Origin of the sequence: Cryobacterium sp. M25 (assembly GCF_002929635.1) — a bacterium.
Taxonomy (GTDB): domain Bacteria; phylum Actinomycetota; class Actinomycetes; order Actinomycetales; family Microbacteriaceae; genus Cryobacterium; species Cryobacterium sandaracinum.
Genome location: NZ_PJJU01000053.1, coordinates 33,312 through 55,149, shown reverse-complemented (window position 1 = coordinate 55,149; position 21,838 = coordinate 33,312). Strand labels below are relative to the sequence as shown.

The window sequence follows — 21,838 nt, the reverse complement described above, 5'->3', positions numbered from 1 at the left end:
AAAACAGGTCAACCCGGTGCATTAAACGCCGCAGATGCCCGATTTGGCCCGCAGTGCTTGGCGTCTTTGGTAGGCTAAAGGGTCGCCCGCGCGACGGTCAGGAGCCCCATTACAGATGTCAGTTGACCCACAGATCGAGCCGGAGCACGGATACGGCGCAGACGATATCCAAGTTCTCGAGGGACTTGAAGCCGTTCGTAAACGACCCGGAATGTATATCGGGTCCACCGGACCTCGCGGTCTGCACCACCTCGTCTACGAGATCGTGGACAACTCCGTCGACGAGGCCCTCGCCGGTTATTGCGACACCATCGACATTAAGATCCTGGCGGATGGCGCGGTTCGCGTCGCCGACAACGGCCGCGGAATCCCGGTCGACATTCACAAGGCGGAGGGCCGCTCGACCGTCGAGGTCGTGCTCACCGTGCTGCACGCCGGAGGCAAGTTCGGCGGCGGAGGGTACGCGGTGTCCGGCGGTCTGCACGGCGTGGGCAGCTCGGTTGTCAACGCGCTGTCCAGCCGCCTCGAGGTGGAGGTACGCCGCCAGGGTCACGTCTGGCGCCAGAGCTTCCACGACGGCGTGCCCAACGCTCCCCTCACCATGGACGAGCCGTCGGATGCAACCGGCACCACCATCACGTTCTGGCCAAGTTCGAAGACCTTTGAGACCACGGACTTCGACTTCGAGACCCTGCGAGCCCGCTTCCAGCAGATGGGCTTCCTGAATAAAGGACTCAGCCTCACGCTCACCGACGAGCGGCCGCAGAACCTTGACGACGAGGGCACGCCGGTCACCAAGACCTTCCTCTACGAGAACGGCCTTGTCGACTACGTCGAATACCTCAACCGGGCCAAGAAAGCTGACCTGGTCAACGACGAGATCATCTCGTTCGAGTGGGAAGATCACGAACGCAAGATGGCGCTTGAAGTGGCCATGCAGTGGACCACCGCCTACACCGAGAGCGTGCACACCTACGCGAACACGATCAACACCCACGAGGGAGGCACCCACGAGGAGGGCTTCCGCGCCGCGCTCACCACCCTCGTCAACAAATACGCCCGGGAAAAGGGCATCCTGAAGGAAAAAGACGACAACCTCACCGGTGACGACGTGCGCGAGGGCCTGACCGCCGTGGTCTCGATCAAGCTCGCCGAACCGCAGTTCGAGGGACAGACGAAGACCAAGCTGGGCAACACCGAGGCGAAGTCCTTCGTGCAGAAGGTCGCCAACGACCAGCTATCCGACTGGTTCAACCGCAACCCCAACCCGGCGCGGGAAATCATCCGCAAGGCGCTTCAAGCATCGAACGCACGGATGGCCGCCCGCAAAGCGCGAGAGACCGCCCGGCGCAAGGGACTCCTCGAGGGTGGCGGCATGCCCGGCAAGCTTAAGGACTGCCAGAGCAAGGACCCATCGCTTTCCGAGATCTTCATCGTGGAGGGTGACTCGGCCGGCGGATCCGCCGTGCAGGGCCGCAACCCCGAGTTCCAGGCGATTCTGCCCCTGCGGGGCAAGATCCTGAACGTGGAGAAGGCCCGGCTCGACCGTGCCCTCGGCAATGCCGAGGTTCAGGCCATGATCACGGCCTTCGGCGCCGGCATGGGCGAAGAGTTCAACCCCGACAAGGTGCGGTACCACAAGATCGTTTTGATGGCCGACGCCGATGTCGACGGCCAGCACATCACGACCCTGCTGCTCACATTGCTCTTCCGGTATATGCGGCCGCTTATCGATCTCGGATATGTCTACCTGGCCCAGCCGCCGTTGTACCGCCTCAAATGGGCGAACTCGGCACACGAGTACGTCTACTCCGACCGAGAGCGCGACGCGCTCCTCGAAGACGGAGCCGCGGCCGGCAAGCGCATTCCGAAGGACAACGGGATCCAGCGCTACAAGGGTCTGGGCGAGATGGACTACAAGGAGCTGTGGGAAACCACAATGGCACCCGAGTCCCGCACTCTGCTGCAGGTCACCCTCGACGATGCTGCCGCCGCCGACGAAATCTTCTCCACTTTGATGGGCGAGGACGTCGAGTCCCGCCGTAACTTCATCCAGAAAAACGCGAAGGACGTGCGTTTCCTTGACATCTGACCACTCCAACACCGGCGGCACCTCGGGCGAGGGCCCCGATGGGACCGACATGGACGCCGCGTCCCTGGCAGCAGACACCGCGGCCAAGGCTGCGCACCTCGTGCAGCACGGCAAGATCGATCAGGTCGACCTGCAGCTGGAAATGCAACGCTCCTACCTCGACTACGCGATGAGCGTCATCGTCGGGCGCGCGCTGCCCGACGTGCGCGACGGCATGAAGCCCGTGCACCGTCGCGTCATCTACGCCATGTTCGACGGCGGCTACCGTCCGGACAAGGCGTTCTCCAAGTGTGCCCGCGTGGTGGGCGACGTGATGGGGCAGTTTCACCCCCACGGTGACTCCTCGATCTACGACGCGCTCGTGCGCCTCGTACAGCCTTGGAGCCTTCGTTATCCGCTGGCCCTCGGGCAAGGCAACTTCGGCTCCCCCGGCAACGACGGCGCCGCAGCCCCACGGTACACCGAGACGAAGATGGCCCCGCTCGCACTTGAGATGGTGCGCGACATCGACGAGGACACCGTCGACTTCCAGGACAACTACGACGGCCGCACACTCGAGCCCACCGTGCTGCCCTCCCGCTTCCCGAACCTGCTTGTCAACGGCTCGGTCGGCATCGCCGTGGGTATGGCCACAAACATCCCGCCGCACAACCTGCGCGAGGTGGCGGCCGGCGCCCTGTGGTACCTGCAGAACCCCGACGCGACCCGCGATGAACTGCTCGAAGCGCTGATCCAGCGCATCAAGGGCCCCGACTTCCCCACCGGCGCTCAGATCCTCGGCATCAAGGGCATCCAGGATGCCTATCGCACCGGCCGTGGTTCCATCACCATGCGTGCCGTGGTGAGCATCGAGGAGCTCCAGGGTCGCACCTGCCTGGTGATCACCGAGCTGCCGTACCAGGTCAACCCGGACAACCTCGCGATCAAGATCGCCGATCTGGTCAAGGACGGCAAGATCGGCGGCATCGCCGACATCCGTGACGAGACCAGTGGCCGCACGGGTCAGCGCCTTGTGATCGTTCTCAAGCGCGACGCGGTGGCGAAGGTCGTGCTGAACAACCTCTACAAGCACACCCAGCTGCAGGAGAACTTCGGCGCGAACATGTTGGCCATCGTCGACGGGGTGCCGCGCACCCTGTCCCTCGACGGCTTCATTTCCGCGTGGGTCGCCCACCAGGTCGAGGTCATCGTGCGGCGCACCCAGTTCCGCCTGAAGAAAGCCGAAGCGGATGCGCACATCCTGCGCGGCTATCTCAAGGCCCTCGACGCCCTCGACGAGGTGATCGCCCTCATCCGTCGCTCCCCCACCGTCGACGACGCTCGTACCGGCCTGATGGAACTGCTGGACGTGGACAAGCTCCAGGCCGATGCGATCCTGACCATGCAGCTGCGACGTCTGGCTGCTCTGGAACGTCAGAAGATCATCGATCAGGCTGCCGAGTTGGAACTGCAGATCGTGGAGTTCCAGTCGATCTTGGCCAGCCCGGAGCGTCAGCGCACCATCATCAGCGATGAGCTCACCGAGATCACCGACAAGTTCGGCGACGACCGGCGCACCGAGATCATGTTCGGCTTCGACGGTGACATGTCGATCGAGGACCTCATCCCCGAAGAGGAGATGGTGGTCACGGTTACCCGCGGCGGCTACATCAAGCGCACGCGCAGTGACAATTACCGCAATCAGCACCGCGGCGGCAAGGGTGTCAAGGGAGCCCAGCTGCGGGCGGACGACGTGGTCGAGCACTTCTTCGTCACGACCACGCACCACTGGCTGCTGTTCTTCACGAACACCGGGCGCGTCTACCGGGCCAAGGCCTACGAAGCGCAGGAATCCGGCCGGGACGCGAAGGGCCAGCACGTCGCCAACCTGCTCGCGCTGCAGCCGGGTGAGGAGATCGCGCAGATCCTGGACATTCGCGACTACGGCGTGGCCCAGTACCTGACGCTTGCGACCCGCGACGGCCTGATTAAGAAGACCGAGCTGCGCGAATACGACACGAACCGCACGGGCGGCATCATCGCGATCAAGCTGCGCGAGGGCGACGAACTTGTCTCGGCCCTGCTGGTCGAAAACGACTCCGACCTGCTGCTCGTCTCCAAAAAAGGAATGTCGATCCGGTTCACGGCATCGGATGAGGCGTTGCGCCCGATGGGACGCAGCACCTCCGGCGTCATCGGAATGCACTTCCGCGGCGAGGACAGCCTGCTGGACGCATCCGTGGTCTCGGGCGACGGCTATGTGTTCGTCGTGACCGAGGGCGGCTACGCCAAGCGCACCGCAGCCGACCAGTACCGCCTCCAGAACCGAGGCGGCCTGGGCATCAAGGTGGCCAAGCTCAACGACGACCGTGGCGACCTGGTGGGTTCGTTGATCGTCGACGAAGAAGACGAGGTGCTCGTGGTACTTGCCAGCGGCAAGGTGGTACGCTCGGACGTCTCCGAGGTCCCGGCCAAGGGGCGGGACACGATGGGCGTTGTTTTCGCTAAGTTTGCGGATGAAGACAGAATCATCGCCATTGCGAAAAACACCGAGCGCAATCTGGTGGCCGAGATTCTTGCGGCCGAACCGGAAAACGCCTTGGGAGAGGAAGAACCTGTAAATGAGTAGTGTCGCCGAAAAGCTCGCCAAGAAATCCAGCCGCAAGCCGGCCGCGACCAAGCAGGTGCGGCTCAAGCTCGTCTACGTGGATTTCTGGTCGGCTGTCAAACTGTCTTTCCTGATCGCTCTGTGCCTGGGCATCGTCACGATCGTGGCCACGTTCCTGATCTTCACGATCCTGAACGGAACGGGCATCTTCGGCAAGGTCGATGACCTGTACACCGATATCGCCGGCGCCTCGTCCGATCTGGCCAGCATCCTGTCCATCGGGAACGTGATGGGCTTCGCCTTCGTCGTGGCCATCTTGAACACGGTCGTCATCACCGCGCTGGGAGCCGTATACGCGGTTCTGTACAACCTGAGCGTGAAGATCACCGGCGGCTTGCTCGTCGGATTCACCAACAACTAGTCGTCGGATGTTGCCGGTCGGGTCGCTTTGCGGCTCGATTGGGACAATCCCGTCGAATCGGGTAGTCTCAAACTCACCCATTAGGGGGATATAGCTCAGTTGGTTAGAGCGCTTCGCTGATAACGAAGAGGTCCCAGGTTCAAATCCCGGTATCCCCACGCAAGAAAAGTTTCGACACCGCGGCATGCAATCCCCGTGATCATGCGGGGCCATAGCTCAATTGGTAGAGCGCCTGCTTTGCAAGCAGGAGGTCCGGGGTTCGATTCCCCGTGGCTCCACAAAATAAGAACGCCCGGCCCCTTTTTTTGGGGCCGGGCGTTCTCCATTTATCGAACCTCAGTCACTTTCGCACAGCTTCACCCTGCGATTTGGTACGGTGAGGCGCATGTCAGCCAGCAACCGCCCAGCACCAGCAACCGCAATGCCGCCCTCCCTGCTTACGGCCGACAGGCTCGCGATCACGGCCCTCTGGATGGGCATTGTGGCCTTCGCCGGCGGCTGGCTCCCGATTCTCGGCCTGTTGCTCGCGAGCGAAGGGATTGTGCTCGGCATTATCGCGCTGCGGCGCTCGAATCGCCGGGAGCTGGCGCAGATCGGGCTGATCCTCGATCGTCGCTGCGCTGTTCAATGTGGTCATCGACGTGATTGTCGTCATGTCGCTTCTGACGCAGCTCGAAGAACTCGAGGGTGCCTCGACGATTCTTCTCGGCTGAGCCGGCAACCCGAAAGAAAAGGGGAGGGCCCGCATCCCCTGGATGCGGGCCCTCCCCTGGCGTTGCGGTGCTGCGGTCTAGTCTTCGACTGACGTGGCGGCGGCGGGATCATCTTCAGCGACCCACAGCTCGTCGTCGGCGCGGAAGGTCTGCCAGACGGCGTAGGCGACGCCTGCGGCGGCGGCCAGGGCAACACCGAGTGCGATGTAGGTGCCGGCGCCAGGACCCTTGTTCTCTAGCACGACAGGCTTCTGGAACCGCACGCGGTTCAGTGCCGCACGAACGCGGGCGTCGCGGGCGACGTCCCCGACGCTCATCACCGAGCCGATGGCCGTGCCGATTCCGCTGCCGATTCCGGGCAACACCCGGTCGATGACCTGGTGGCGAACACCTTCGGCGAGATCCTGAGTGGCCTGCACTCCAGGGCGCAAAAGGTGCTCATAGCTTTCACGCACGCGGGGAGCTACTTCTTCACGGGTGAGGATGCCGGCCTGGCGGCTGGCCTCCCGTGCAATGGCGTTGGCACGCTCCAGCACTTCCTGCTGGTTGTTCCATAATTCGTCTGCGCTCTTACGCAGCCGAGTAAGTTCCTTGCGGCGCTTGCGTGACAGGCTCATCTGGACCCTCCATCGATGTCATGTGGCGAACACTGTCCATCTTGCCACGCAATCGTCTGGGAGGGCTCTGGGTAGAGCCGGTGTCGATCGGAATCCACCAATCCGGCTGTGCAAGAATTGAGTTCATGTCTAAGCACACTGCCGTCGCAACGCTCAATACCACCCTCGGACCGATCAAGGTCAACCTCTTCGGCAATCACGCGCCGAAGACCGTCAAGAACTTCGTCGGTCTCGCAACCGGCGAGATCGAGTGGAAGCACCCCGCCACCGGTCAAACCTCCAACGCACCTCTCTACGACGGTACGGTCTTCCACCGCATCATCAAGGACTTCATGATCCAGGCCGGCGACCCGCTCGGCCAGGGCACCGGCGGACCGGGCTACCAGTTCGACGATGAAATCAACTCGGACCTCGACTTCACACAGCCGTACGTGCTCGCAATGGCGAACGCCGGTATCCAGGGCGGACGCGGAACCAACGGTTCGCAGTTCTTCATCACCGTCGTGCCGACGACCTGGCTGCAGGGCAAGCACACCATCTTCGGTGCCGTCGAAGACAAGGACTCCCGTGCGATCGTCGCCAAGCTCGCGACCGTGCCCACCGACGGCCGCGACCGTCCGCAGACCGAAGTCGTCATCGAGAGCGTTACCGTCGAGCAGGTCTAGGCTCCGCCTACGATGACAGGCCTGCCCGGAACCGCCGCTAACTTCTGCTACCGGCATCCGGGCAGGCAGAGTTACATCCTCTGCCAGCGCTGCGGCCGCACAATCTGCCCTGACTGCCAGACTCAGGGCGCCGTCGGCGTGATCTGCCCCGAGTGCATGAACGAACAGCGCAGGCATGCCCCGCGCACCAAGCCGGCCATCCTGACCCGGCTGAAGAGCACCTCGCACCCGGTGACCACAGTGATCATCGGCGTCACACTGGCGATATACCTGCTGCAGTTCATCCTGGGTGCTGGTTTCACCAGCCTCCTCTGGTACGCGGGCGTTTACTCCTCTCCCGGGAGCTTTGAGCCCTGGCGCATGCTGACGAGCGTGCTGGTGCACGGCTCCATCTTCCACGTACTGCTGAACATGTACACGCTCTGGATCTTCGGTCAGATCCTTGAGGGAATGCTCGGTCGTGGCCGTTTCCTCGCCCTGTACGTGCTGAGCGGCCTCGCCGGATCTCTGGGCGTCCTGTTCCTGTCCGACCCCCGGATTCCCGTTGTCGGCGCCTCCGGCGCCATCTTCGGCCTGATGGGCGCGTTCCTGATCATCCAGCGGCGCCTGGGCGGAAACGCGACCCAGCTTTTGATCCTGGTCGGCATCAACCTGGTGATCGGATTCCTACCGGGGCTGAATGTGGCCTGGCAGGCGCACGTGGGCGGTCTGATCGCTGGTGCGGTGGTCGGGCTGATCTTCGTGCAGACCCGCCGCATCAAGCAGCAGCGGCTGCAGACCGTGCTGATAACGGTTTTCGGGGCGTTTCTGGTGGTCGTCAGCGGTGCGATGTTCCTGACCTAGCTCGCCGCGTGAGCCCCGATTGCCCGGGGCAATGTGGGTTCGCGGAGGGTGGCGGAGAAGGTTGTTCCCGATGCCGACGCAGGCGCGCAGGGGACCGCGGCGCGGGCGGTACGTGCGGCCCGACCGCCGTGTCTGTCGAGCCCGAGGCCTGCAGCTACTCTGCCCAAACGAATTCGACGGAGATTCTTCTCTAAACAGCCCGTTTGGGCTGACGAACAGGTGTTTGACCCAGAATCTCCGTCGAATTGGTTCGACGCCGGGCACGGCGCTCCGCCGGGGATGAACGCGTGCCCGCAGTGCGGTCAGCCCGCGACCTTCCGGGAGCGACACAACCAAACGATGAGGACTCACTCCCCTAGGGAGTGGCTTCGGCCGCCTGATCACGCAGATAGCCGGCGAATCCTTCTGGAGTGCGCCCGGCGAGGCGACCGGAGGTAACAACGGGGATCAGTTCGGTGCGAATCTCGCTCACCCTGAGACTGCGCAGGGCGGAGACCAGCCGCACGTCCTCATGCCCGTCGACGCGCGCGAATTCTCCGGCGTGCAAATACCGGTCGGCGCGCACTCCGAGGTTCGCACCGTGCACATAGGTGTGGCCCTCGACCAGGCGGTGCTGGGCGTCCCACCGTTCCCTGCCTCCGTCGGACAACCCGTCGTCGGGAACCACGGTTCCCAGGACGAGATCGATGGAGTTGCGGGCGAATGCAAGCTGAACGGTCAGCCAGTTCGGCGGCACAGCGGAGTCGGCATCCGTCGTCGCGATCCACGTCGCCGAGGTGAACTGGTCAGAGGTCGGCACAAGGTGCCGCACCCCGGCGCGGCGGGCAACGCCGACGGCGCCACCGTTCGTCTGGATGCTCGCGCATATCGGCCACTCCGAGGCGACGTCGGCTGTACCATCGCTGCACCGGTCGAGCACTACCACGACGTCGATGACCGGCGGCGCCTGACCGGCCACCCCGCCGACCTCCCCGACGGCCACGGCCAACGCCGACAGGCATCTCGGCAGGAGCTCCTCCTCATTGCGGGCCGGTACCACGACGATGATTCTGTCGATCGCGCCGCGGCCGCTCACGGAACCAGGCCTTCGCGTTGTGCGACCGAGCGAGCCGGCGCGGCTTCGAACACCTCGAGCAGGAAGTCGCGTTCCCGATGCTCAACCGTGCGCTCGAACCCGGCCAGCCTGCCGAGCTCTGCGTGCACCTGGTCGCCGGTTAGTGGATATTCCGGCACCGGATGCCGCCAGTGGCAGGCCACGAGCACACCACCGGCAGCAAGGCTGTCGCGGCATCGCCCGAGAACCGCTCGCAATTCCTCCGCCGAGAAGTAGTACCCGACCTCGGAGAACACGATGAGATCGAAGGAGCCCTCCGGCCACTCGGTGGGCAGGGTGCGCCGTGCGAAAGTGACGTTGGGGCGTGACACCAGCCGGGCGCGGGCGACCTGGAGCGGCTGCTCGGCGATGTCGACCGCGGCGACAGTGTCGCAATGGTCGGCAAGACCAGCCGTCAGCATGCCGATCGAGCAGCCCAGTTCCAGCGCCGCTCGGAAGCGTTTCCGAGGCAGCGCCGACAGGGTCAGTGACCGCTTGCGCTCCTCGTACCAGCGAGTTTCGAAACTCCACGGGTCACGGTCCCCGGCGTAGAACTCCTCAAAGAAATCCCCGGTCAGACTCGCTCTATTCCCCGACTCTTTCTCAGTTTCGATCTCGATGAAGATCTCATACTCGCGTTCGAAGTGCGCACCGAAGGCCGCCTGGATGATCGCTTCGTCGCCAGGCAGCTCGGACAGCGGCTGCACCTGACTGATGTGCAGGGCCATTGCCCTAGATTTACGCCGACGGTCTTCGGGCGCCAGATCAAGGGTTCGCAGCACGCCGTCCGACCAGATCGGGTCCCCCGGGGTGGACCAGTGCCAGGCCCAAATCGGGTATTCGAAGAGGCTGACACCTCGGCCGCGGGCCGCGTGGCGGGCGGCCTCGGCCGCCGCCGCATGGTCAGGATGGCCGTCCAGGCTCCAAGGGGCGACCAACCAGGTTCCCGGCCCGCCGGCCCCGAGCTCGGCGGAAATCGCCCGGGACGCCTCCTCCGGGCGCTCGGCGAGGGATCCGTCGGGGAGCTCGACCAGGCGCACCAGGGCTGAGGGCGCCAGGGCGGTGACGGCAGCCGTCACCTCAACCCGGCGCAATTCCGCAAGCCGCCCGGGGTCGTGCGTACGGGACAGGGGATGGGAGGCCTCACCATTGGTGAGCACCACAACCGTCACCGGAACTCCGGCCCCCCCGGCCCGGGCGATCAGCCCGCCGGCACCGAGCGTTTCGTCGTCGGGATGCGACGCGACCACGACGAGTCGGCGCAATTCGTCGATGCGCAGTGCCTGCACGCCGGCCGCATCACCATGCACCGCCGTCCACACGGTTTCGGCCGTGCCGGCATCCGTGTGACTGAAGCTCACCACGGGGATACCCCGGCGTCCCGTAGTCGGCGACCGAGCGCCGCGTCGTCCCGTTCGGCGTGGTGCTGGCGAACGTAGAGCTGCAGATCGGCGATGCGCCCAGCGTGCCGAGCGTCGAAGGCGAGCGGCGCGGGGCCGAGCGCGTGGCCCGTGCGGGTGATCACCTCGTCGACCGTGCGCGCGACCTGGCCGCGCACCCGCTCTGCCAGGAGTGCGCCCTGGTCGCCGACGGCGTCCCCGGCGTCGATCGCCGCCGCGGCGGCAGCCAGGGAGGTCCCGGCGGCGGTCAGCGCGAGGTCGAGGGCGCCCAGGTGCGCGAGCGCGATCTGATCGGGCTCTCGCTCGAGTACGGACTCCCAGACCCGCCTGGCCAGACCCACGGCGCCACCCCACCAGCAGGCCGCGACGCCGATCCCACCCCAGGCGAAGCCCGGTCTGCGGAGGTACCAGCCGTCGTCGCCGACCGGCCGGGCCATAGTGCCTCGGAACTCGACCGGACCGCTCGGCACGGCGGGGAGCCCTCGGCTCACCCAGGCGTCCGTGCGGACGGTGATGCCGGGGTCGGCCAGGTCGACCACGAACAGCCGCCGGGTGGTGGCCGTGGTGTTCGCTGTGACCAGGGCGTGGCTGAGCGAGCCGGCGAGCGAGCACCAGGGTTTCGTGCCGTCGAGACGCCACCGTTCGCCGCCGACCGGTCTCGCCTCGAGACGAGACCCCGCGGCCTCGGCGGCGAAGACGCCCCAGCTCGGTTCCGGGCTGCCCCCCGCGACGAGCCCGGCCGGATCCAGGGCGGCCTGGTCGAGGATGGCGAGGGCGTCCAGGTGCGCCTCGGCTACCCGCGCGGCCGTGAGGTCCGCGGCGGCCAGGGAAGCCAGGGTTTCAAGCAGGCGCAGCGTCCGCCCTGACCCTGGTCGGGGAACGGAGCCGCCGAGCGCGCGGGAGAGCTCCAGGGCCCGCCCCGCGTCTCCGTTCACTGCGAAGGCAGCCGTTGCGGCGTCGCGCAGGCTGGACTCCGCCGTGCGTTTCCCGGGCACGGTCAGCCAGGTCGGTCCCGGACTTTCTATCCTCGTCAAACCGACCTCCTGGTTTGGTACCGACCACACCAGGCTCCGTGTCCAGGTGCGTGAAACAGGAGGCTTAGCTTCCGACTCAGGCCCTGCCGGCTGGCCTGGTCGGGGCCTTGGCCGGCGCCTTGCGCGGGGTGCGGTTCTCGGCGCTGACCATCCAGGCGTACTGTTCCAGCTTCTCGATAAAGCCGTGCAGGATGTCAGCGCTCGTCGGGTCTTCCTCGTCGACCGCGTCGTGAACGGCACGGATGTTGTCGACCGTCGCGTCGAGGCGGTCGGTGACCAGGCCGACGGTCTCCGAGGTGTCCACCTCTCCGGCGGGGAACTTGGGCAGGTGGGTGGTCGCCGTGACCGTCTCGCTTCGGCCGTCCGGCAGGGCGTCGAGCGCGCGCATCCGCTCGGCCAGCTGGTCGGAGAATAGTCGGGCATCGTCGATGATCTCGTCGAGCTGGAGGTGCAGGTCTCGGAAGTTCTTGCCCACGACGCTCCAGTGCGCCTGCTTGCCCTGCACGTGCAGCTCGATCAGGTCGACGAGAACGGACTGCAGGTTGGAGCCGAGTTCTGCTGATGCTTTCATGAGTTACGCCTCTTCTCACACAGCGGAAACACGTCTCGACCGCGTCTCGGCCGGTGCCCCCGCTTGGTTTCACACAGCACCCTAGCAGGTGCACAATGTGAGACACAGCGCCGGGGTTCAGCGAGCTGTTCGGCCGCGGTTGCCTCCCGGAAAAGTTATCCACAGGTTTGTCCACATGGGGATAATTACACCGTTGTCATTATCCCGTCGCGGGGGTGCGGGACGGGGTCTCGACAGGCGTTACCACCGGGCCGGATAAGGGCGGGATCAGCGCCAGCGGGTGGTCATCAGGAAGCCAACGAAGGCGATCCCGAAACCGACCAGAATGTTCCACGACCCGAAACCAGCGACGGGCAGTGTTCCCTGGCTCACGTAGAAGACGATGATCCAGGCCAGCCCGATGAGCATGAAACCGAACATCACCGGCTTGAACCACACGGCGTTCGGACCGGCCTCGCCGGAGCGGGCGACCTCGGTGCGGGCGGGCTTGCTGCGGGGATTCGAGCGTGACATGCCTGCGATTCTAGCGTCTTTGGCTGGATCGACCGGCAGGTGCCCGGCAGAGAGGACCCACCTCCCCGATTAGAATTGAGTCCATGTCCGAGCGAGCAGATCAGCCTCCCGCAGAGGCGACCCGCCACGCCCCCCGCCACAAGAGTCGCCCGCGACTCAGTGCCGTGGGGATCATCGGCGAGGTGCTCATCACGGCCGGCGTTCTCATGCTCGCATTCCTGGGCTGGCAACTCTGGTGGAATGACATGATTATGGCCGGCCAGCAGTCGAAGGCGGCGGCCGAGATCAGCCAGACCTGGATTGACGACGAGCGGTCCAGTCGCGATCAGGCCGCGGATACCCCGCAGACAACCGACCCGGGGGAGTCGGCCCCGGCCGACTTCGGTGACCCGGTCGTCCGTGAGGCTCCCCCCAGCGCCCAATCCTTCGCCGTGCTCTACGTGCCGCGATTCGGGGCGGACTATCACCGGTCCATCGCCGAGGGGATTGACAACAATGTGCTCAACAGCTCCCGGTCGGGGATCGGCCACTACCCCGACACCCAGATGCCCGGTGAGCTCGGCAACTTCGCCCTGGCGGCGCACCGCAGCGCCAACGGCGGTGGCATGCACCTGATCAACGAACTCCAGCTGGGCGACGCGATCTACGTTCAGACCGCTGACGGCTACTACACCTACCGGTTCCGCGACCTCGAGTACGTCGCCCCGACCGCGGTCGATGTGATCGCGCCGGTGCCGCACAATCCGGATGTGGCGCCCGTCGACCGGTTCATCACGCTCACGAGCTGCAATCCCCTGCTCTCCACGGCCGAGCGCATCATCGCGTACGGTGTTTTCGAGGCGTGGCAACCGACATCTGCCGGCCCGCCGGCCGAAGTCGCGACCGTTATCAATGCCCAGGCCCAGGGCTAGGAGGCTCGGATGTACGCTGCTCTCTGGCGGGTTCTGCCCGGACCGGTCTGGCTCCGGATCGTGCTGGTGTTCGTGCTGCTCACAGCCATGTTGTTCGTGCTTGCCACCTGGGCGTTCCCATGGGTGGATTCCATTGTCAACAATCAGGAAGTCACGGTAGGAAGCCCATGACCCGCATCCTCGTCATCGATAACTACGACAGTTTCGTCTACACGCTCAACGGCTACCTGATGGAGCTCGGAGCCGAAACGGTCGTGCTGCGCAACGATGCCTTCGAGCCGGAGGAGGCCGCGGCCCGCATCGCGGAATTTGACGGCGTGCTCATCTCACCCGGTCCCGGCAAGCCGTCCGACGCCGGCGTCTCCGTGCCGATCGTGCGCGCCGCCCTCGGTTCCGGCCAGCCCCTGTTCGGCGTCTGCCTGGGGCACCAGGCGATTGCCGAGGCCTTCGGGGCCACGGTCACCAACGCCGAAGAACTCATGCACGGCAAGACCAGTCTGATCACGCACGACGGCAGCGACTTCTACGCCGGCGTGCCGCAGCCGTTCACGGCGACGCGGTATCACTCGCTCGCCGTCGTCGACGGCACCGTGCCGAGCGACCTGATCGTCACCTCACGCACGCAGGGCGGCGTGATCATGGGGCTCCGGCACGTGAGCGCCCCTATTCTGGGTGTGCAGTTCCACCCCGAGTCGGTGCTGACCGAGGGCGGCTACCTGATGGTGGCCAACTGGCTGGCTCTGGCCGGACTGCCCGGCGCCCGGAAGACGGCCCAGGGGCTCACTCCCCTGCTGAAGCTCAGCTGAGGCGGTCAGCCGCCGGGCCGGGACTCAGTCGGCAGCTGGGCCGGTGCAGTAGACCAACGTAACCTCGGACTTCTGGGGCACGTCGCCCGGAGCCAGGGACTGCTGGGTCACCGGCGAGCCATCCTGCTGGGGACAGGTCTCATCGGGTGTGGGGATGGGGAACAACTGCACGTCGGCTGCGGCGAGCATATCGATCGCCGCGCTCAGGAGCTGACCCTCGAGGTCGGGGAGGGCTACGAGGCCGCTGGAGACGATGAAATCGACCGTGACACCGGTTTTTTCCGTCGTCGCGGCGACTGGGTCGGTTCGGAGCACCAGACCGGCGGCGATGGTCGGAGAGTTCTCCCGAGTGACCGACCCCGCGGTGAGGCCGAGGTCCGTCACCGCGGTCTGGGCGTCGGCGAGGGGCAGGTTGGTGACATCCGGAACGTCGACCGGCTGGGCGCCGGTGGAGACATAAACCTCGATCAGGTCGGTCGGCTGGGCGATCGTGCCTGCCGGAGGGTCTGTGCGGATCACCTGGTCCTTGGGCACCGTGGCGCTGGCCTCCTCGGCCCGGATCGCGGCCAGGTCCTGGTCCAGAAGTGAATTCTGGGCGTTCTCATAGCTGAATCCGGTGAGCGACGGCACCCGGCGCGAGTTGTCGGGCAGATCAACGCTTGGCGTGAGGCTGAAGGCCCAGATCATGACGGAGAGCACGATGACGACGACGCTGAGGATACCGGCCCAGATCCAGATCACGGGTGGGCGGCGCTGCGTGCGCACCATGGTTTCGTCTTCGGTGAGCTGTTTGAGCGCGAGCTCGGAGCCGGAAGCCGCCAGCGGGGCAGCAGCGAACAGCCCGCCGCTGGAGTCATCGGACGTGTGGTACTCCGGAATCTGCCCTGACCCGGCCAGCTCGACGTCGGTGCGGAACTCCACGGCACTCTGGTAGCGCGCGAAACGGTCCTTCGCCAGGGAATGCAGCACGACGGCGTCGAGTGCGGGGGACACCCGGGAGTTGATCGAGCTCGGTTCGACCGGGGCTTCGCTGACGTGCTGGTAGGCGACGGCCACGGCGGAGTCACCGCGGAATGGTGGGCGACCGGCGAGCATCTCGAACAGGACCACGCCCGTGGAGTAGAGGTCGGTGCGGGCATCCACCGATTCACCCTTGGCCTGCTCGGGGGAGAAATAGGAGGCGGTGCCCAGGATCGCCGTGGTCTGCGCCACGGTCGTCGAGGAGTCGGAGATGGCCCGGGCAATGCCGAAGTCCATCACCTTGACCTGACCGGTCTTGGTGATCATGATGTTGCCGGGCTTGATATCGCGGTGCACGACGCCCGCGCGATGAGAGTATTCGAGGGCTGTCAGAACGCCGACGATGATGCGAACGGCCTCGTCGGGCTGAACCGGGCCCTCGCGGATGATGTCCTTGAGCAGTCGACCGTCGACGTATTCCATCACGATGAACGGGATCTGCGATTCGTGGCCGCCGATCTCGGAGACTGACTCCTCGCCCGCGTCGAAGACGCGCACGATGGTGGGGTGAGCCATACGGGCGGCCGCCTGCGCCTCCTGGCGGAAGCGGGTGCGGAATGCCGGGTCGGCGGCAAGCGATGACTTGAGCAGCTTGATCGCGACCGTGCGGCCGAGCCGGGAATCGGTGCCGATGTGCACATCGGACATTCCACCTCGCCCGAGGAGCGCACCCACCCGGTAACGACCAGCGAGCAGACGGCCTTCATCAGTCAAAGCATTACTCCCAGCTCGCGCACACATTTCACCGTATTTTAGCCGTACCTTCCTGAGCCTCCGCTACGCCGCCGGGGTGACGGTGACAGGTGTGCTGGACTCTGAGTAGGCCGACGCGACCTGGCCGCAGATGTAGCGGAACTTGACCGTGAAGGTGCCGGCGTCGGGACCCGCGGTGATCTTCGTAGAGGTGGCGTCCGGGCTGATCGGGCCGGGGGAGACGGCGTCGCCGTCGGCCACGACTTCATAGCCGGAGAGCGTCTGGCCGCTTGGGCAGGACTGTGCAGCCCAGGTGACCGTGGCCTCTGCTCCGGCGGCGACCGAGGCGGGGGCGACGGTGGGCGCCGCGGTCGGGTCGTCGGGGGTGACGGCGGGGGCGTAGACCGTGACCGTGATCGTGGAACCCTTCGTCACCGGGCCGGTGGGGTTCACGTCGTAGACGGTGTCGGCGATCTGCTCCGGGGTGGTGGCCGCGTTGCCGGCTTGGACATCCGCTACGAATCCCAGCCCGGACAGCTTGTCGCGCGCCTCCGTGCTGGTCAGTCCCTGGTAGTCGGCCAGACTGACCTCGACGGTGTTGCTCGTTGGGGTCGGCGATGGCGCGGGGGTCGCCGAGGGGGTGGGCGTTTTGCTCGGGGACGGAGTCACCGATGCCGGTGCCGACGTGGTCGGCGTCTCCACCGGCGTCGTGTTGTCCTGTGTGAACAGGGCGATCAGGGTGCCGGTGAGTACGAGCGCGAGCAGGCCGATCAGGCCGATCAGCGGCCAGGTCCACGGGCTGCGCTTCTTCTCCTCGGGTTCCGCCGTCGCGGAGGCACGCGTCGCGGGCGCTCCGGTGGGCAGCACGGTCGTGGCCTGCATTCCGCCGGCTCCGGGCATCAACATGGTCGCGGAGGTGGGCGTGACGCCGTTCATGATGGCAGGCACGGATGCCGCAGCGGCCGCGATGTCGCCGCGACGGAGGGCCGCGGCGGCACGGGACAGGTGCGCGGCCGAGGCCGGACGGTCCGCGGGGTTCTTGGCCAGGCAGGAGATCACCAGGTTGCGCACCGGCTCCGACACCGTGTCGGGCAGGTCGGGGGCGGTCTCATTGATCTGCGCCATGGCGATCGCGACCTGGGACTCGCCCGTGAACGGCCGGCGGCCGGCGAGGCTTTCGTAAGCGACGATGCCGAGCGAGTAGATGTCGGTGGTCGGCGAGGCGGAGCGGCCGCTGGCCTGCTCGGGTGAGAGGTACTGCACGGTGCCCATGACCTGGCCGGTCGCGGTGAGCGGCACCTGGTCGGCGATGCGGGCAATGCCGAAGTCGGTGATCTTGACGCGGCCCTCGGGCGTGATCAACAGGTTGCCCGGCTTGATGTCGCGGTGCACGAGTCCGGCGGCGTGCGCGGCGTGAAGCGCGGCGGCCGTCTGGGAGACAATGTCCAGCACCTTGTCCGCGGGGAGGACATGCTCGCGCTCGAGGATGGTGGACAGTGCTTCACCGGGTACGAGTTCCATCACGAGGAAGGCGCTGCCGTCTTCTTCGCCGTAGTCGAACACGTTGGCGATGCCTTCGTGGTTGACGAGCGCGGCGTGACGGGCCTCGGCGCGGAACCGCTCGAGGAACCCAGGGTCACCGAGGTACTCGTCCTTGAGAATCTTGATGGCGACCGTGCGACCGATTACGAGGTCGATCGACTTCCAAACCTCACCCATCCCGCCAATGGCGATCCGGGACTGCAGCTCGTATCGTCCCCCGAAGGTGAGCCCTGATGTGGGTCTCATTTGTTCAGCACCGCCTCTAGTACTTCCTTTGCAATAGGTGCGGCAAGCAGATTGCCGAACCCTGTCTGGCCAAGTCCCCCGCCATTTTCAACGAGAACGGTGATCGCATATTTCGGATCCTCCGCAGGAGCGAATCCGGTGAACCACAGGGTGTAAGGCTCGTCCTCGGCGTTCTCCGCCGTGCCCGTTTTACCTGCCACCTTGACCCCGTCTATTCTTGCATTGCTGGCGGCGCCATCCTGGACTCCGTTGACCATCATTTGGTTCAGTGTTGCCGCCGTTTCGGCGCTCATCACCCGTTTCATTGCTTCCGGCTCGAAGACCTGAATCGGACTCAGGTCCGGTGCGGTCACCTTGTCGACGAGGTTGGGCGTCATCAGCTGGCCGCCGTTGGCGATCGCGGCTGAAACCATCGCCATCTGCAGGGCCGTCGCACGGACATCCGTCTGGCCGAAGGCCGAGAGTGCGGTCTGGGCGTCGTCGAGAACCGTGGGGTACACGCTCTGAGACACGTCGAGGGGGATCGAATAGTCGCTGTTGAAGCCGAACTTCTCGGCCGTGTCGCGAATGGCCTTGTTGCCCAGCTGCAGACCTAGTTCGGCCAGCGGAATGTTGCAGGAGAGACGCAGGGCGGTGGCGAGGGTGACGGTGTCCCCTCCGCCGCAGGTGCCGCCGCCGGAGTTGATGACGACAGCCGACGAGCCGGGCAGCTGGTACGTGGGCGGGTTCGGGAAGGTGCTCTCCGGGGTGAACTTGCCCGATTCCAGGGCGGCCGTCATCACGACCAGCTTGAATACCGAGCCGGGTGGGTTGAGGGTCTTGGTGGCGCGGCTGAGCAGCGGGTTACCGTCGTCGTTCAGCAGCGACTGATAGTTGTCGGTGACCTGCTGGTTGTCGTGCACGGTGAGCAGGTTCGGGTCGTAGCTGGGCTTGGAGACCAGGGCGAGGATGCGACCGGTCGCCGGCTCGGAGACGACGACGGAGCCGGTGAGGTCGCCGAGGGCATCCCAGGCGGCCTGCTGCGCGACCGGGTCGATCGTGACCTCCACAGAAGCCCCCTTGGGGTTCTGGCCGGTGATCAGGGCGTTCATCTTGTCGAAGAACTGGGCGTCGGACGTTCCGCTGAGTTCGCCGTTAAGGGCATGCTCCAGCCCGGTGGGCGCACCGTTGAGCGGAATGAACCCGGTGATCGGGGCGTAGAGCGGCCCGTTGCTGTAGGTGCGCTGAAACTTGTATTCATCGTCGGCGGGCATCGACTGGGCGATCGGCTCGCCCGCGACGAGGATCGGACCGCGTTCGACGGAGTAGCTGTCGTAGAGCGTGCGGGTGTTGCGGGCATCCGCGGACAGGCTGTCTGCTTGGAAGACCTGCACGATTGTCGTGGAGACGAGCAGGGCAACGAACATGAGCAGGACCACGATGCTCACTCGTTTGAGTTCACGATTCATCAGACCACCAGCCTGGGTTGGTTGCGCACCGTGTCGGACAGGCGCAGGAGCAGGGCCACGATGATCCAGTTCGCGACGAGGGAGGACCCGCCGGCGGCGAGGAAGGGTGTGGTCAGACCGGTGAGGGGAATCACACGGGTGACGCCGCCGATCACGATGAAGCACTGCAGGGCGATGACGAAGGAGAGACCCACGCCGAGCAGCTTGCCGAAGTCGTCATTGCCGGCGAAGCCGATGCGGAAGCCGCGCGCGACGAGGAGCAGGTAGAGCGCGAGGATCGCAAAGATGCCGGCCAGGCCGAGTTCCTCGCCGAGGCTGGCGATGATGTAGTCGCTCTGGGGGACGGGGGTGATCTCTGGACGCCCCTGGCCCAGACCCGTGCCGATGAGCCCGCCTTTGGCGAGACCGAAGAGCCCCTGCACCAGCTGGTAGCTGCCGCCGTCGGCCCCGTAGACATCCGGGTTGAGGGCGTCGAGCCAGTTCTGGAACCGGCCGTTGACGTAGTCCAGGGTCTGGCTGGCGATGAGGGCACCGCCGAGGAAGAGGGACATGCCCAGCAGCACCCAGCTGAGGCGGCCGGTGGCCAGGTAGAGCATGACCAGGAATAGACCGAAGTAGAGCAGGGCGGTTCCGAGGTCGCGCTGGAAGATGATCACGGACATGGACAGCGCCCAGACGACAAGGATCGGGCCGAGGTCGCGCAGGCGCGGGAAACGCATGCCAAGAAATTTCTTGCCCACCATGGAGAGGCTGTCGCGGTTGCGCACGAGGTAGCCGGCGAAGAAGACGGCCAGGGCGATCTTCGCGATCTCGCCCGGCTGGAAGGTGGCGAAGGATCCGACGCCGATCCAGACGCGCGCCCCGCTGACCTCGCGGCCGAGGCCGGGAACGAGCGGGAGCAGCAACAGTGCCACACCGACGAACCCGGCGATGTAGGTGTAGCGGAACAGCACCCGGTGGTTGCGGATGATCAGGATGACCGCGATCGCGCAACCGATGGCCAGGGCGCTCCACACGGTCTGGCGTACGGAGGCGCTGGCCCAGCCGGACTCTTCGTTGGCCAGGTCGATGCGGTAGATCATGGCGATGCCGAGGCCGTTGAGCAGGGTGGCGATGGGCAGGATGAACGGGTCGGCCTCGCGGGCCACGACGCGCAGCACCACGTGCATGGCCAGAACCAGCACCGACAGGCCGGCGCCGAGCAGCACCAGTGTCGTGTCGATTCGGCCGAGCGCGCCGAGCTGCACGAGCACAACGGTGGCCGCGTTGATGCCGCAGGCGATGAGCAGCAGGACCAACTCGAGGTTGCGCAGCTTCTGGGGCAGGTGCAGTCGGCGCACGCGACCCGTGCGGGGCGGGCGCGCGGGCGCATCCGTCGTCGTGGACCGGTTACTGGACGCTGGCATCTTGGAGCCGTTCGACGATGAGCAACGCATCCGCGAGGGAGGTTGCGCTGATGGTTTTTTCGACCTGCTGCCGGTCGTAGACCCGCAGTTCGGACAGCTCCAGGTCGGTGTCCTCGAAGACGGAGGACAGGGAGAGGGGGCCGAGGTCCTGCTGCACGCCCTGGAAGATGGCGACCGTGCTGCCTTCCACCCCCACGTAGTAACGGGACTGGGTCCACCGGTAGCCGAGGAAGCCGGCACCGACGATGGCCAGGGTCAGCAGGATGATGCCGACCAGCCAGGTGATCTTGCGGCGGCGGGCCCGGCGATTGTCTTCCTCGATCAGCTCCGAGAGATAGTCCTGGGAGTCAGGCTCGAAGTGCGTTTCACGCACGGGGTGCAGGCGCAAGCTCGACATGCGCAGCGCCCGGCCGCGGGTGGGCTCCTCGCCGAAGGCCAGGGGAGCGGATGCCGACCCGACCACGGTGGGCATGTCGATGCGTTCGGCGGGTGAGCCGATGTCGACGACGACGATGGTGACGTTGTCAGGGGCTCCGCCGTCGAGGCTTTCCTTGACCAGACGATCGGCCACGCCCTGGGCGTCAAGTGGGCTGAGCAGGGCCGCGGCGATGCCCGAATTAGAGACCACGCCGCTGAGCCCGTCGGAGCAGATCAGCCAGCGGTCACCGGGGAAGGTCGCAAGGATGGAGGTGTCGATCTCCGGCGCCGATTCGACGTCGCCCAGCACGCGCATGAGCACCGAGCGGCGCGGATGCACCATGGCTTCCGCCTCGGTGATGCGGCCGCTGTCGACGAGCCGCTGCACGAAGGTGTGGTCGATGGTGATCTGGGAGAGTTCGCCCTCGCGGAGCAGGTAGATGCGCGAGTCACCGATGTGCGCGATCGCCACCTCGTCTTCCAGCACGATCAGCGCGCTGACGGTGGTGCCCATGCCGGTGAGCTCGGCGTGCTCGAACACGGTCTCGGCGAGCTGCGAATTCGCGGCGATCAGCGCCGCTTGCAGGGCGAACTCGGCGTCTTGCGGGGACTGGAAGTCCCGGTCAGCATCCATGATGCGTTTGGTGGCGATCGCCGAAGCGACGTCGCCGCCGGCGTGCCCGCCCATGCCGTCGGCAACCAGGAAGAGATGGCGCCCGGAATAACCGGAGTCCTGGTTGTTGGACCGAATCTTTCCAACGTGGGACGTGGCCGCGCTGTGACTGACTGTCGCCATGCAG

Annotated in this window: 20 protein-coding genes and 2 tRNA genes; 10 read left to right on the top strand and 12 right to left on the bottom strand. The window is 65.8% G+C overall.

The window, feature by feature from the left end; translation table 11 throughout:
• Nucleotides 1-115 precede the first annotated feature (115 nt).
• From gyrB to CXY81_RS09605, 5 genes are all read left to right on the top strand, one after another.
• Nucleotides 116-2,092 carry a DNA topoisomerase (ATP-hydrolyzing) subunit B gene (gene gyrB, locus CXY81_RS09625; protein ID WP_104170920.1) on the top strand — a complete coding sequence of 659 codons (1,977 nt, stop codon included), beginning with the start codon at nucleotides 116-118 and terminating at the stop codon, nucleotides 2,090-2,092.
• Nucleotides 2,093-2,141: 49 nt separating this feature from the next.
• Nucleotides 2,142-4,700: a DNA gyrase subunit A gene (gyrA, locus tag CXY81_RS09620; protein WP_104194719.1), complete on the top strand. Its 2,559-nt coding sequence runs from the start codon at nucleotides 2,142-2,144 to the stop codon at nucleotides 4,698-4,700.
• Nucleotides 4,693-5,100 carry a DUF3566 domain-containing protein gene (locus tag CXY81_RS09615; protein WP_104100639.1) on the top strand — a complete coding sequence of 136 codons (408 nt, stop codon included), beginning with the start codon at nucleotides 4,693-4,695 and terminating at the stop codon, nucleotides 5,098-5,100. Before gyrA ends, CXY81_RS09615 begins: the two co-directional genes overlap by 8 nt.
• 84 nt (nucleotides 5,101-5,184) lie before the next feature.
• Nucleotides 5,185-5,258: transfer RNA gene (locus CXY81_RS09610), tRNA-Ile, on the top strand.
• A gap of 47 nt (nucleotides 5,259-5,305) precedes the next feature.
• Nucleotides 5,306-5,378, top strand: a tRNA-Ala gene (locus CXY81_RS09605).
• 110 nt (nucleotides 5,379-5,488) lie between these two features.
• Here CXY81_RS09605 and CXY81_RS16120 read toward each other — a convergent pair.
• Together CXY81_RS16120 and CXY81_RS09595 are read right to left on the bottom strand one after the other, a co-directional pair.
• Nucleotides 5,489-5,755 (bottom strand): hypothetical protein, encoded by a 267-nt coding sequence (locus CXY81_RS16120; RefSeq protein ID WP_146067671.1) that lies wholly within the window; start codon nucleotides 5,753-5,755, stop codon nucleotides 5,489-5,491.
• A 135-nt stretch (nucleotides 5,756-5,890) separates the two neighbouring features.
• Complete coding sequence (locus tag CXY81_RS09595; protein WP_104100637.1) at nucleotides 5,891-6,430, bottom strand: hypothetical protein; 540 nt, start codon at nucleotides 6,428-6,430, stop codon at nucleotides 5,891-5,893.
• Between the two features lie 125 nt (nucleotides 6,431-6,555).
• On the opposite strand from CXY81_RS09595, the gene CXY81_RS09590 reads away from it, so the two are divergent.
• Both CXY81_RS09590 and CXY81_RS09585 read left to right on the top strand, forming a co-directional pair.
• A complete protein-coding gene (locus CXY81_RS09590) occupies nucleotides 6,556-7,095 on the top strand; it encodes a peptidylprolyl isomerase (RefSeq protein WP_104194717.1) in 540 nt (179 codons plus the stop codon).
• A 12-nt stretch (nucleotides 7,096-7,107) separates the two neighbouring features.
• Nucleotides 7,108-7,938: a rhomboid family intramembrane serine protease gene (locus CXY81_RS09585; protein ID WP_104194716.1), complete on the top strand. Its 831-nt coding sequence runs from the start codon at nucleotides 7,108-7,110 to the stop codon at nucleotides 7,936-7,938.
• A gap of 355 nt (nucleotides 7,939-8,293) precedes the next feature.
• Here the strand turns inward: CXY81_RS09585 and CXY81_RS09580 are convergent, their stop codons facing one another.
• From CXY81_RS09580 to CXY81_RS09560, 5 genes are all read right to left on the bottom strand, one after another.
• Nucleotides 8,294-9,013, bottom strand: coding sequence for a glycosyltransferase family A protein (locus CXY81_RS09580; RefSeq protein WP_104194715.1), 720 nt, complete (start codon nucleotides 9,011-9,013; stop codon nucleotides 8,294-8,296).
• Entirely contained in the window at nucleotides 9,010-10,392 is a 1,383-nt protein-coding gene (locus tag CXY81_RS09575) for a bifunctional PIG-L family deacetylase/class I SAM-dependent methyltransferase (RefSeq protein WP_233194111.1), read from the bottom strand. The genes CXY81_RS09580 and CXY81_RS09575 overlap by 4 nt, the downstream gene beginning before the upstream one ends.
• On the bottom strand, nucleotides 10,389-11,465 hold the full coding sequence (locus CXY81_RS09570) for an acyl-CoA dehydrogenase family protein (protein WP_146067670.1): 1,077 nt from the start codon (nucleotides 11,463-11,465) through the stop codon (nucleotides 10,389-10,391). Before CXY81_RS09570 ends, CXY81_RS09575 begins: the two co-directional genes overlap by 4 nt.
• Before the next feature lie 76 nt (nucleotides 11,466-11,541).
• Entirely contained in the window at nucleotides 11,542-12,036 is a 495-nt protein-coding gene (locus tag CXY81_RS09565) for a Dps family protein (protein ID WP_104170928.1), read from the bottom strand.
• Between the two features lie 267 nt (nucleotides 12,037-12,303).
• Nucleotides 12,304-12,549, bottom strand: a complete 246-nt coding sequence (locus CXY81_RS09560) for a cell division protein CrgA (protein WP_104100630.1) — start codon at nucleotides 12,547-12,549, stop codon at nucleotides 12,304-12,306.
• 83 nt (nucleotides 12,550-12,632) lie between these two features.
• On the opposite strand from CXY81_RS09560, the gene CXY81_RS09555 reads away from it, so the two are divergent.
• From CXY81_RS09555 to CXY81_RS09550, 3 genes are read left to right on the top strand one after another with little or no spacing between them, the layout of a single operon-like run.
• Complete coding sequence (locus CXY81_RS09555) at nucleotides 12,633-13,460, top strand: class E sortase (RefSeq protein WP_104194713.1); 828 nt, start codon at nucleotides 12,633-12,635, stop codon at nucleotides 13,458-13,460.
• 9 nt (nucleotides 13,461-13,469) lie between these two features.
• On the top strand, nucleotides 13,470-13,631 hold the full coding sequence (locus CXY81_RS16685) for a DUF4175 domain-containing protein (RefSeq protein WP_146067669.1): 162 nt from the start codon (nucleotides 13,470-13,472) through the stop codon (nucleotides 13,629-13,631).
• The gene (locus tag CXY81_RS09550) at nucleotides 13,628-14,266 is read left to right on the top strand and encodes an aminodeoxychorismate/anthranilate synthase component II (RefSeq protein WP_104170930.1); all 639 of its coding nucleotides are present in this window, start codon (nucleotides 13,628-13,630) and stop codon (nucleotides 14,264-14,266) included. The genes CXY81_RS16685 and CXY81_RS09550 overlap by 4 nt, the downstream gene beginning before the upstream one ends.
• Before the next feature lie 24 nt (nucleotides 14,267-14,290).
• Here the strand turns inward: CXY81_RS09550 and pknB are convergent, their stop codons facing one another.
• From pknB to CXY81_RS09525, 5 genes are all read right to left on the bottom strand, one after another.
• Entirely contained in the window at nucleotides 14,291-16,000 is a 1,710-nt protein-coding gene (pknB, locus tag CXY81_RS09545) for a Stk1 family PASTA domain-containing Ser/Thr kinase (protein ID WP_233194110.1), read from the bottom strand.
• Between the two features lie 63 nt (nucleotides 16,001-16,063).
• Nucleotides 16,064-17,767: a protein kinase gene (locus CXY81_RS09540; protein ID WP_104170932.1), complete on the bottom strand. Its 1,704-nt coding sequence runs from the start codon at nucleotides 17,765-17,767 to the stop codon at nucleotides 16,064-16,066.
• A complete protein-coding gene (locus tag CXY81_RS09535; RefSeq protein WP_104170933.1) occupies nucleotides 17,764-19,215 on the bottom strand; it encodes a penicillin-binding protein 2 in 1,452 nt (483 codons plus the stop codon). Before CXY81_RS09535 ends, CXY81_RS09540 begins: the two co-directional genes overlap by 4 nt.
• Complete coding sequence (locus CXY81_RS09530) at nucleotides 19,215-20,621, bottom strand: FtsW/RodA/SpoVE family cell cycle protein (protein ID WP_104100624.1); 1,407 nt, start codon at nucleotides 20,619-20,621, stop codon at nucleotides 19,215-19,217. The genes CXY81_RS09535 and CXY81_RS09530 overlap by 1 nt, the downstream gene beginning before the upstream one ends.
• A complete protein-coding gene (locus CXY81_RS09525; RefSeq protein ID WP_104170934.1) occupies nucleotides 20,605-21,834 on the bottom strand; it encodes a PP2C family serine/threonine-protein phosphatase in 1,230 nt (409 codons plus the stop codon). Before CXY81_RS09525 ends, CXY81_RS09530 begins: the two co-directional genes overlap by 17 nt.
• Between the last annotated feature and the right edge of the window lie 4 nt (nucleotides 21,835-21,838).

Bases quoted from the DNA above. Each gene is read 5' to 3' on its own strand.
- gyrB (WP_104170920.1), top strand. From the start codon at position 116: ATGTCAGTTGACCCACAGATCGAGCCGGAGCACGGATACGGCGCAGAC.
- gyrA (WP_104194719.1), top strand. From the start codon at position 2,142: ATGGACGCCGCGTCCCTGGCAGCAGACACCGCGGCCAAGGCTGCGCAC.
- CXY81_RS09615 (WP_104100639.1), top strand. From the start codon at position 4,693: ATGAGTAGTGTCGCCGAAAAGCTCGCCAAGAAATCCAGCCGCAAGCCG.
- CXY81_RS16120 (WP_146067671.1), bottom strand. From the start codon at position 5,755: ATGACGACAATCACGTCGATGACCACATTGAACAGCGCAGCGACGATC.
- CXY81_RS09595 (WP_104100637.1), bottom strand. From the start codon at position 6,430: ATGAGCCTGTCACGCAAGCGCCGCAAGGAACTTACTCGGCTGCGTAAG.
- CXY81_RS09590 (WP_104194717.1), top strand. From the start codon at position 6,556: ATGTCTAAGCACACTGCCGTCGCAACGCTCAATACCACCCTCGGACCG.
- CXY81_RS09585 (WP_104194716.1), top strand. From the start codon at position 7,108: ATGACAGGCCTGCCCGGAACCGCCGCTAACTTCTGCTACCGGCATCCG.
- CXY81_RS09565 (WP_104170928.1), bottom strand. From the start codon at position 12,036: ATGAAAGCATCAGCAGAACTCGGCTCCAACCTGCAGTCCGTTCTCGTC.
- CXY81_RS09560 (WP_104100630.1), bottom strand. From the start codon at position 12,549: ATGTCACGCTCGAATCCCCGCAGCAAGCCCGCCCGCACCGAGGTCGCC.
- CXY81_RS09555 (WP_104194713.1), top strand. From the start codon at position 12,633: ATGTCCGAGCGAGCAGATCAGCCTCCCGCAGAGGCGACCCGCCACGCC.
- CXY81_RS16685 (WP_146067669.1), top strand. From the start codon at position 13,470: ATGTACGCTGCTCTCTGGCGGGTTCTGCCCGGACCGGTCTGGCTCCGG.
- CXY81_RS09550 (WP_104170930.1), top strand. From the start codon at position 13,628: ATGACCCGCATCCTCGTCATCGATAACTACGACAGTTTCGTCTACACG.
- CXY81_RS09540 (WP_104170932.1), bottom strand. From the start codon at position 17,767: ATGAGACCCACATCAGGGCTCACCTTCGGGGGACGATACGAGCTGCAG.
- CXY81_RS09535 (WP_104170933.1), bottom strand. From the start codon at position 19,215: ATGAATCGTGAACTCAAACGAGTGAGCATCGTGGTCCTGCTCATGTTC.
- CXY81_RS09530 (WP_104100624.1), bottom strand. From the start codon at position 20,621: ATGCCAGCGTCCAGTAACCGGTCCACGACGACGGATGCGCCCGCGCGC.
- CXY81_RS09525 (WP_104170934.1), bottom strand. From the start codon at position 21,834: ATGGCGACAGTCAGTCACAGCGCGGCCACGTCCCACGTTGGAAAGATT.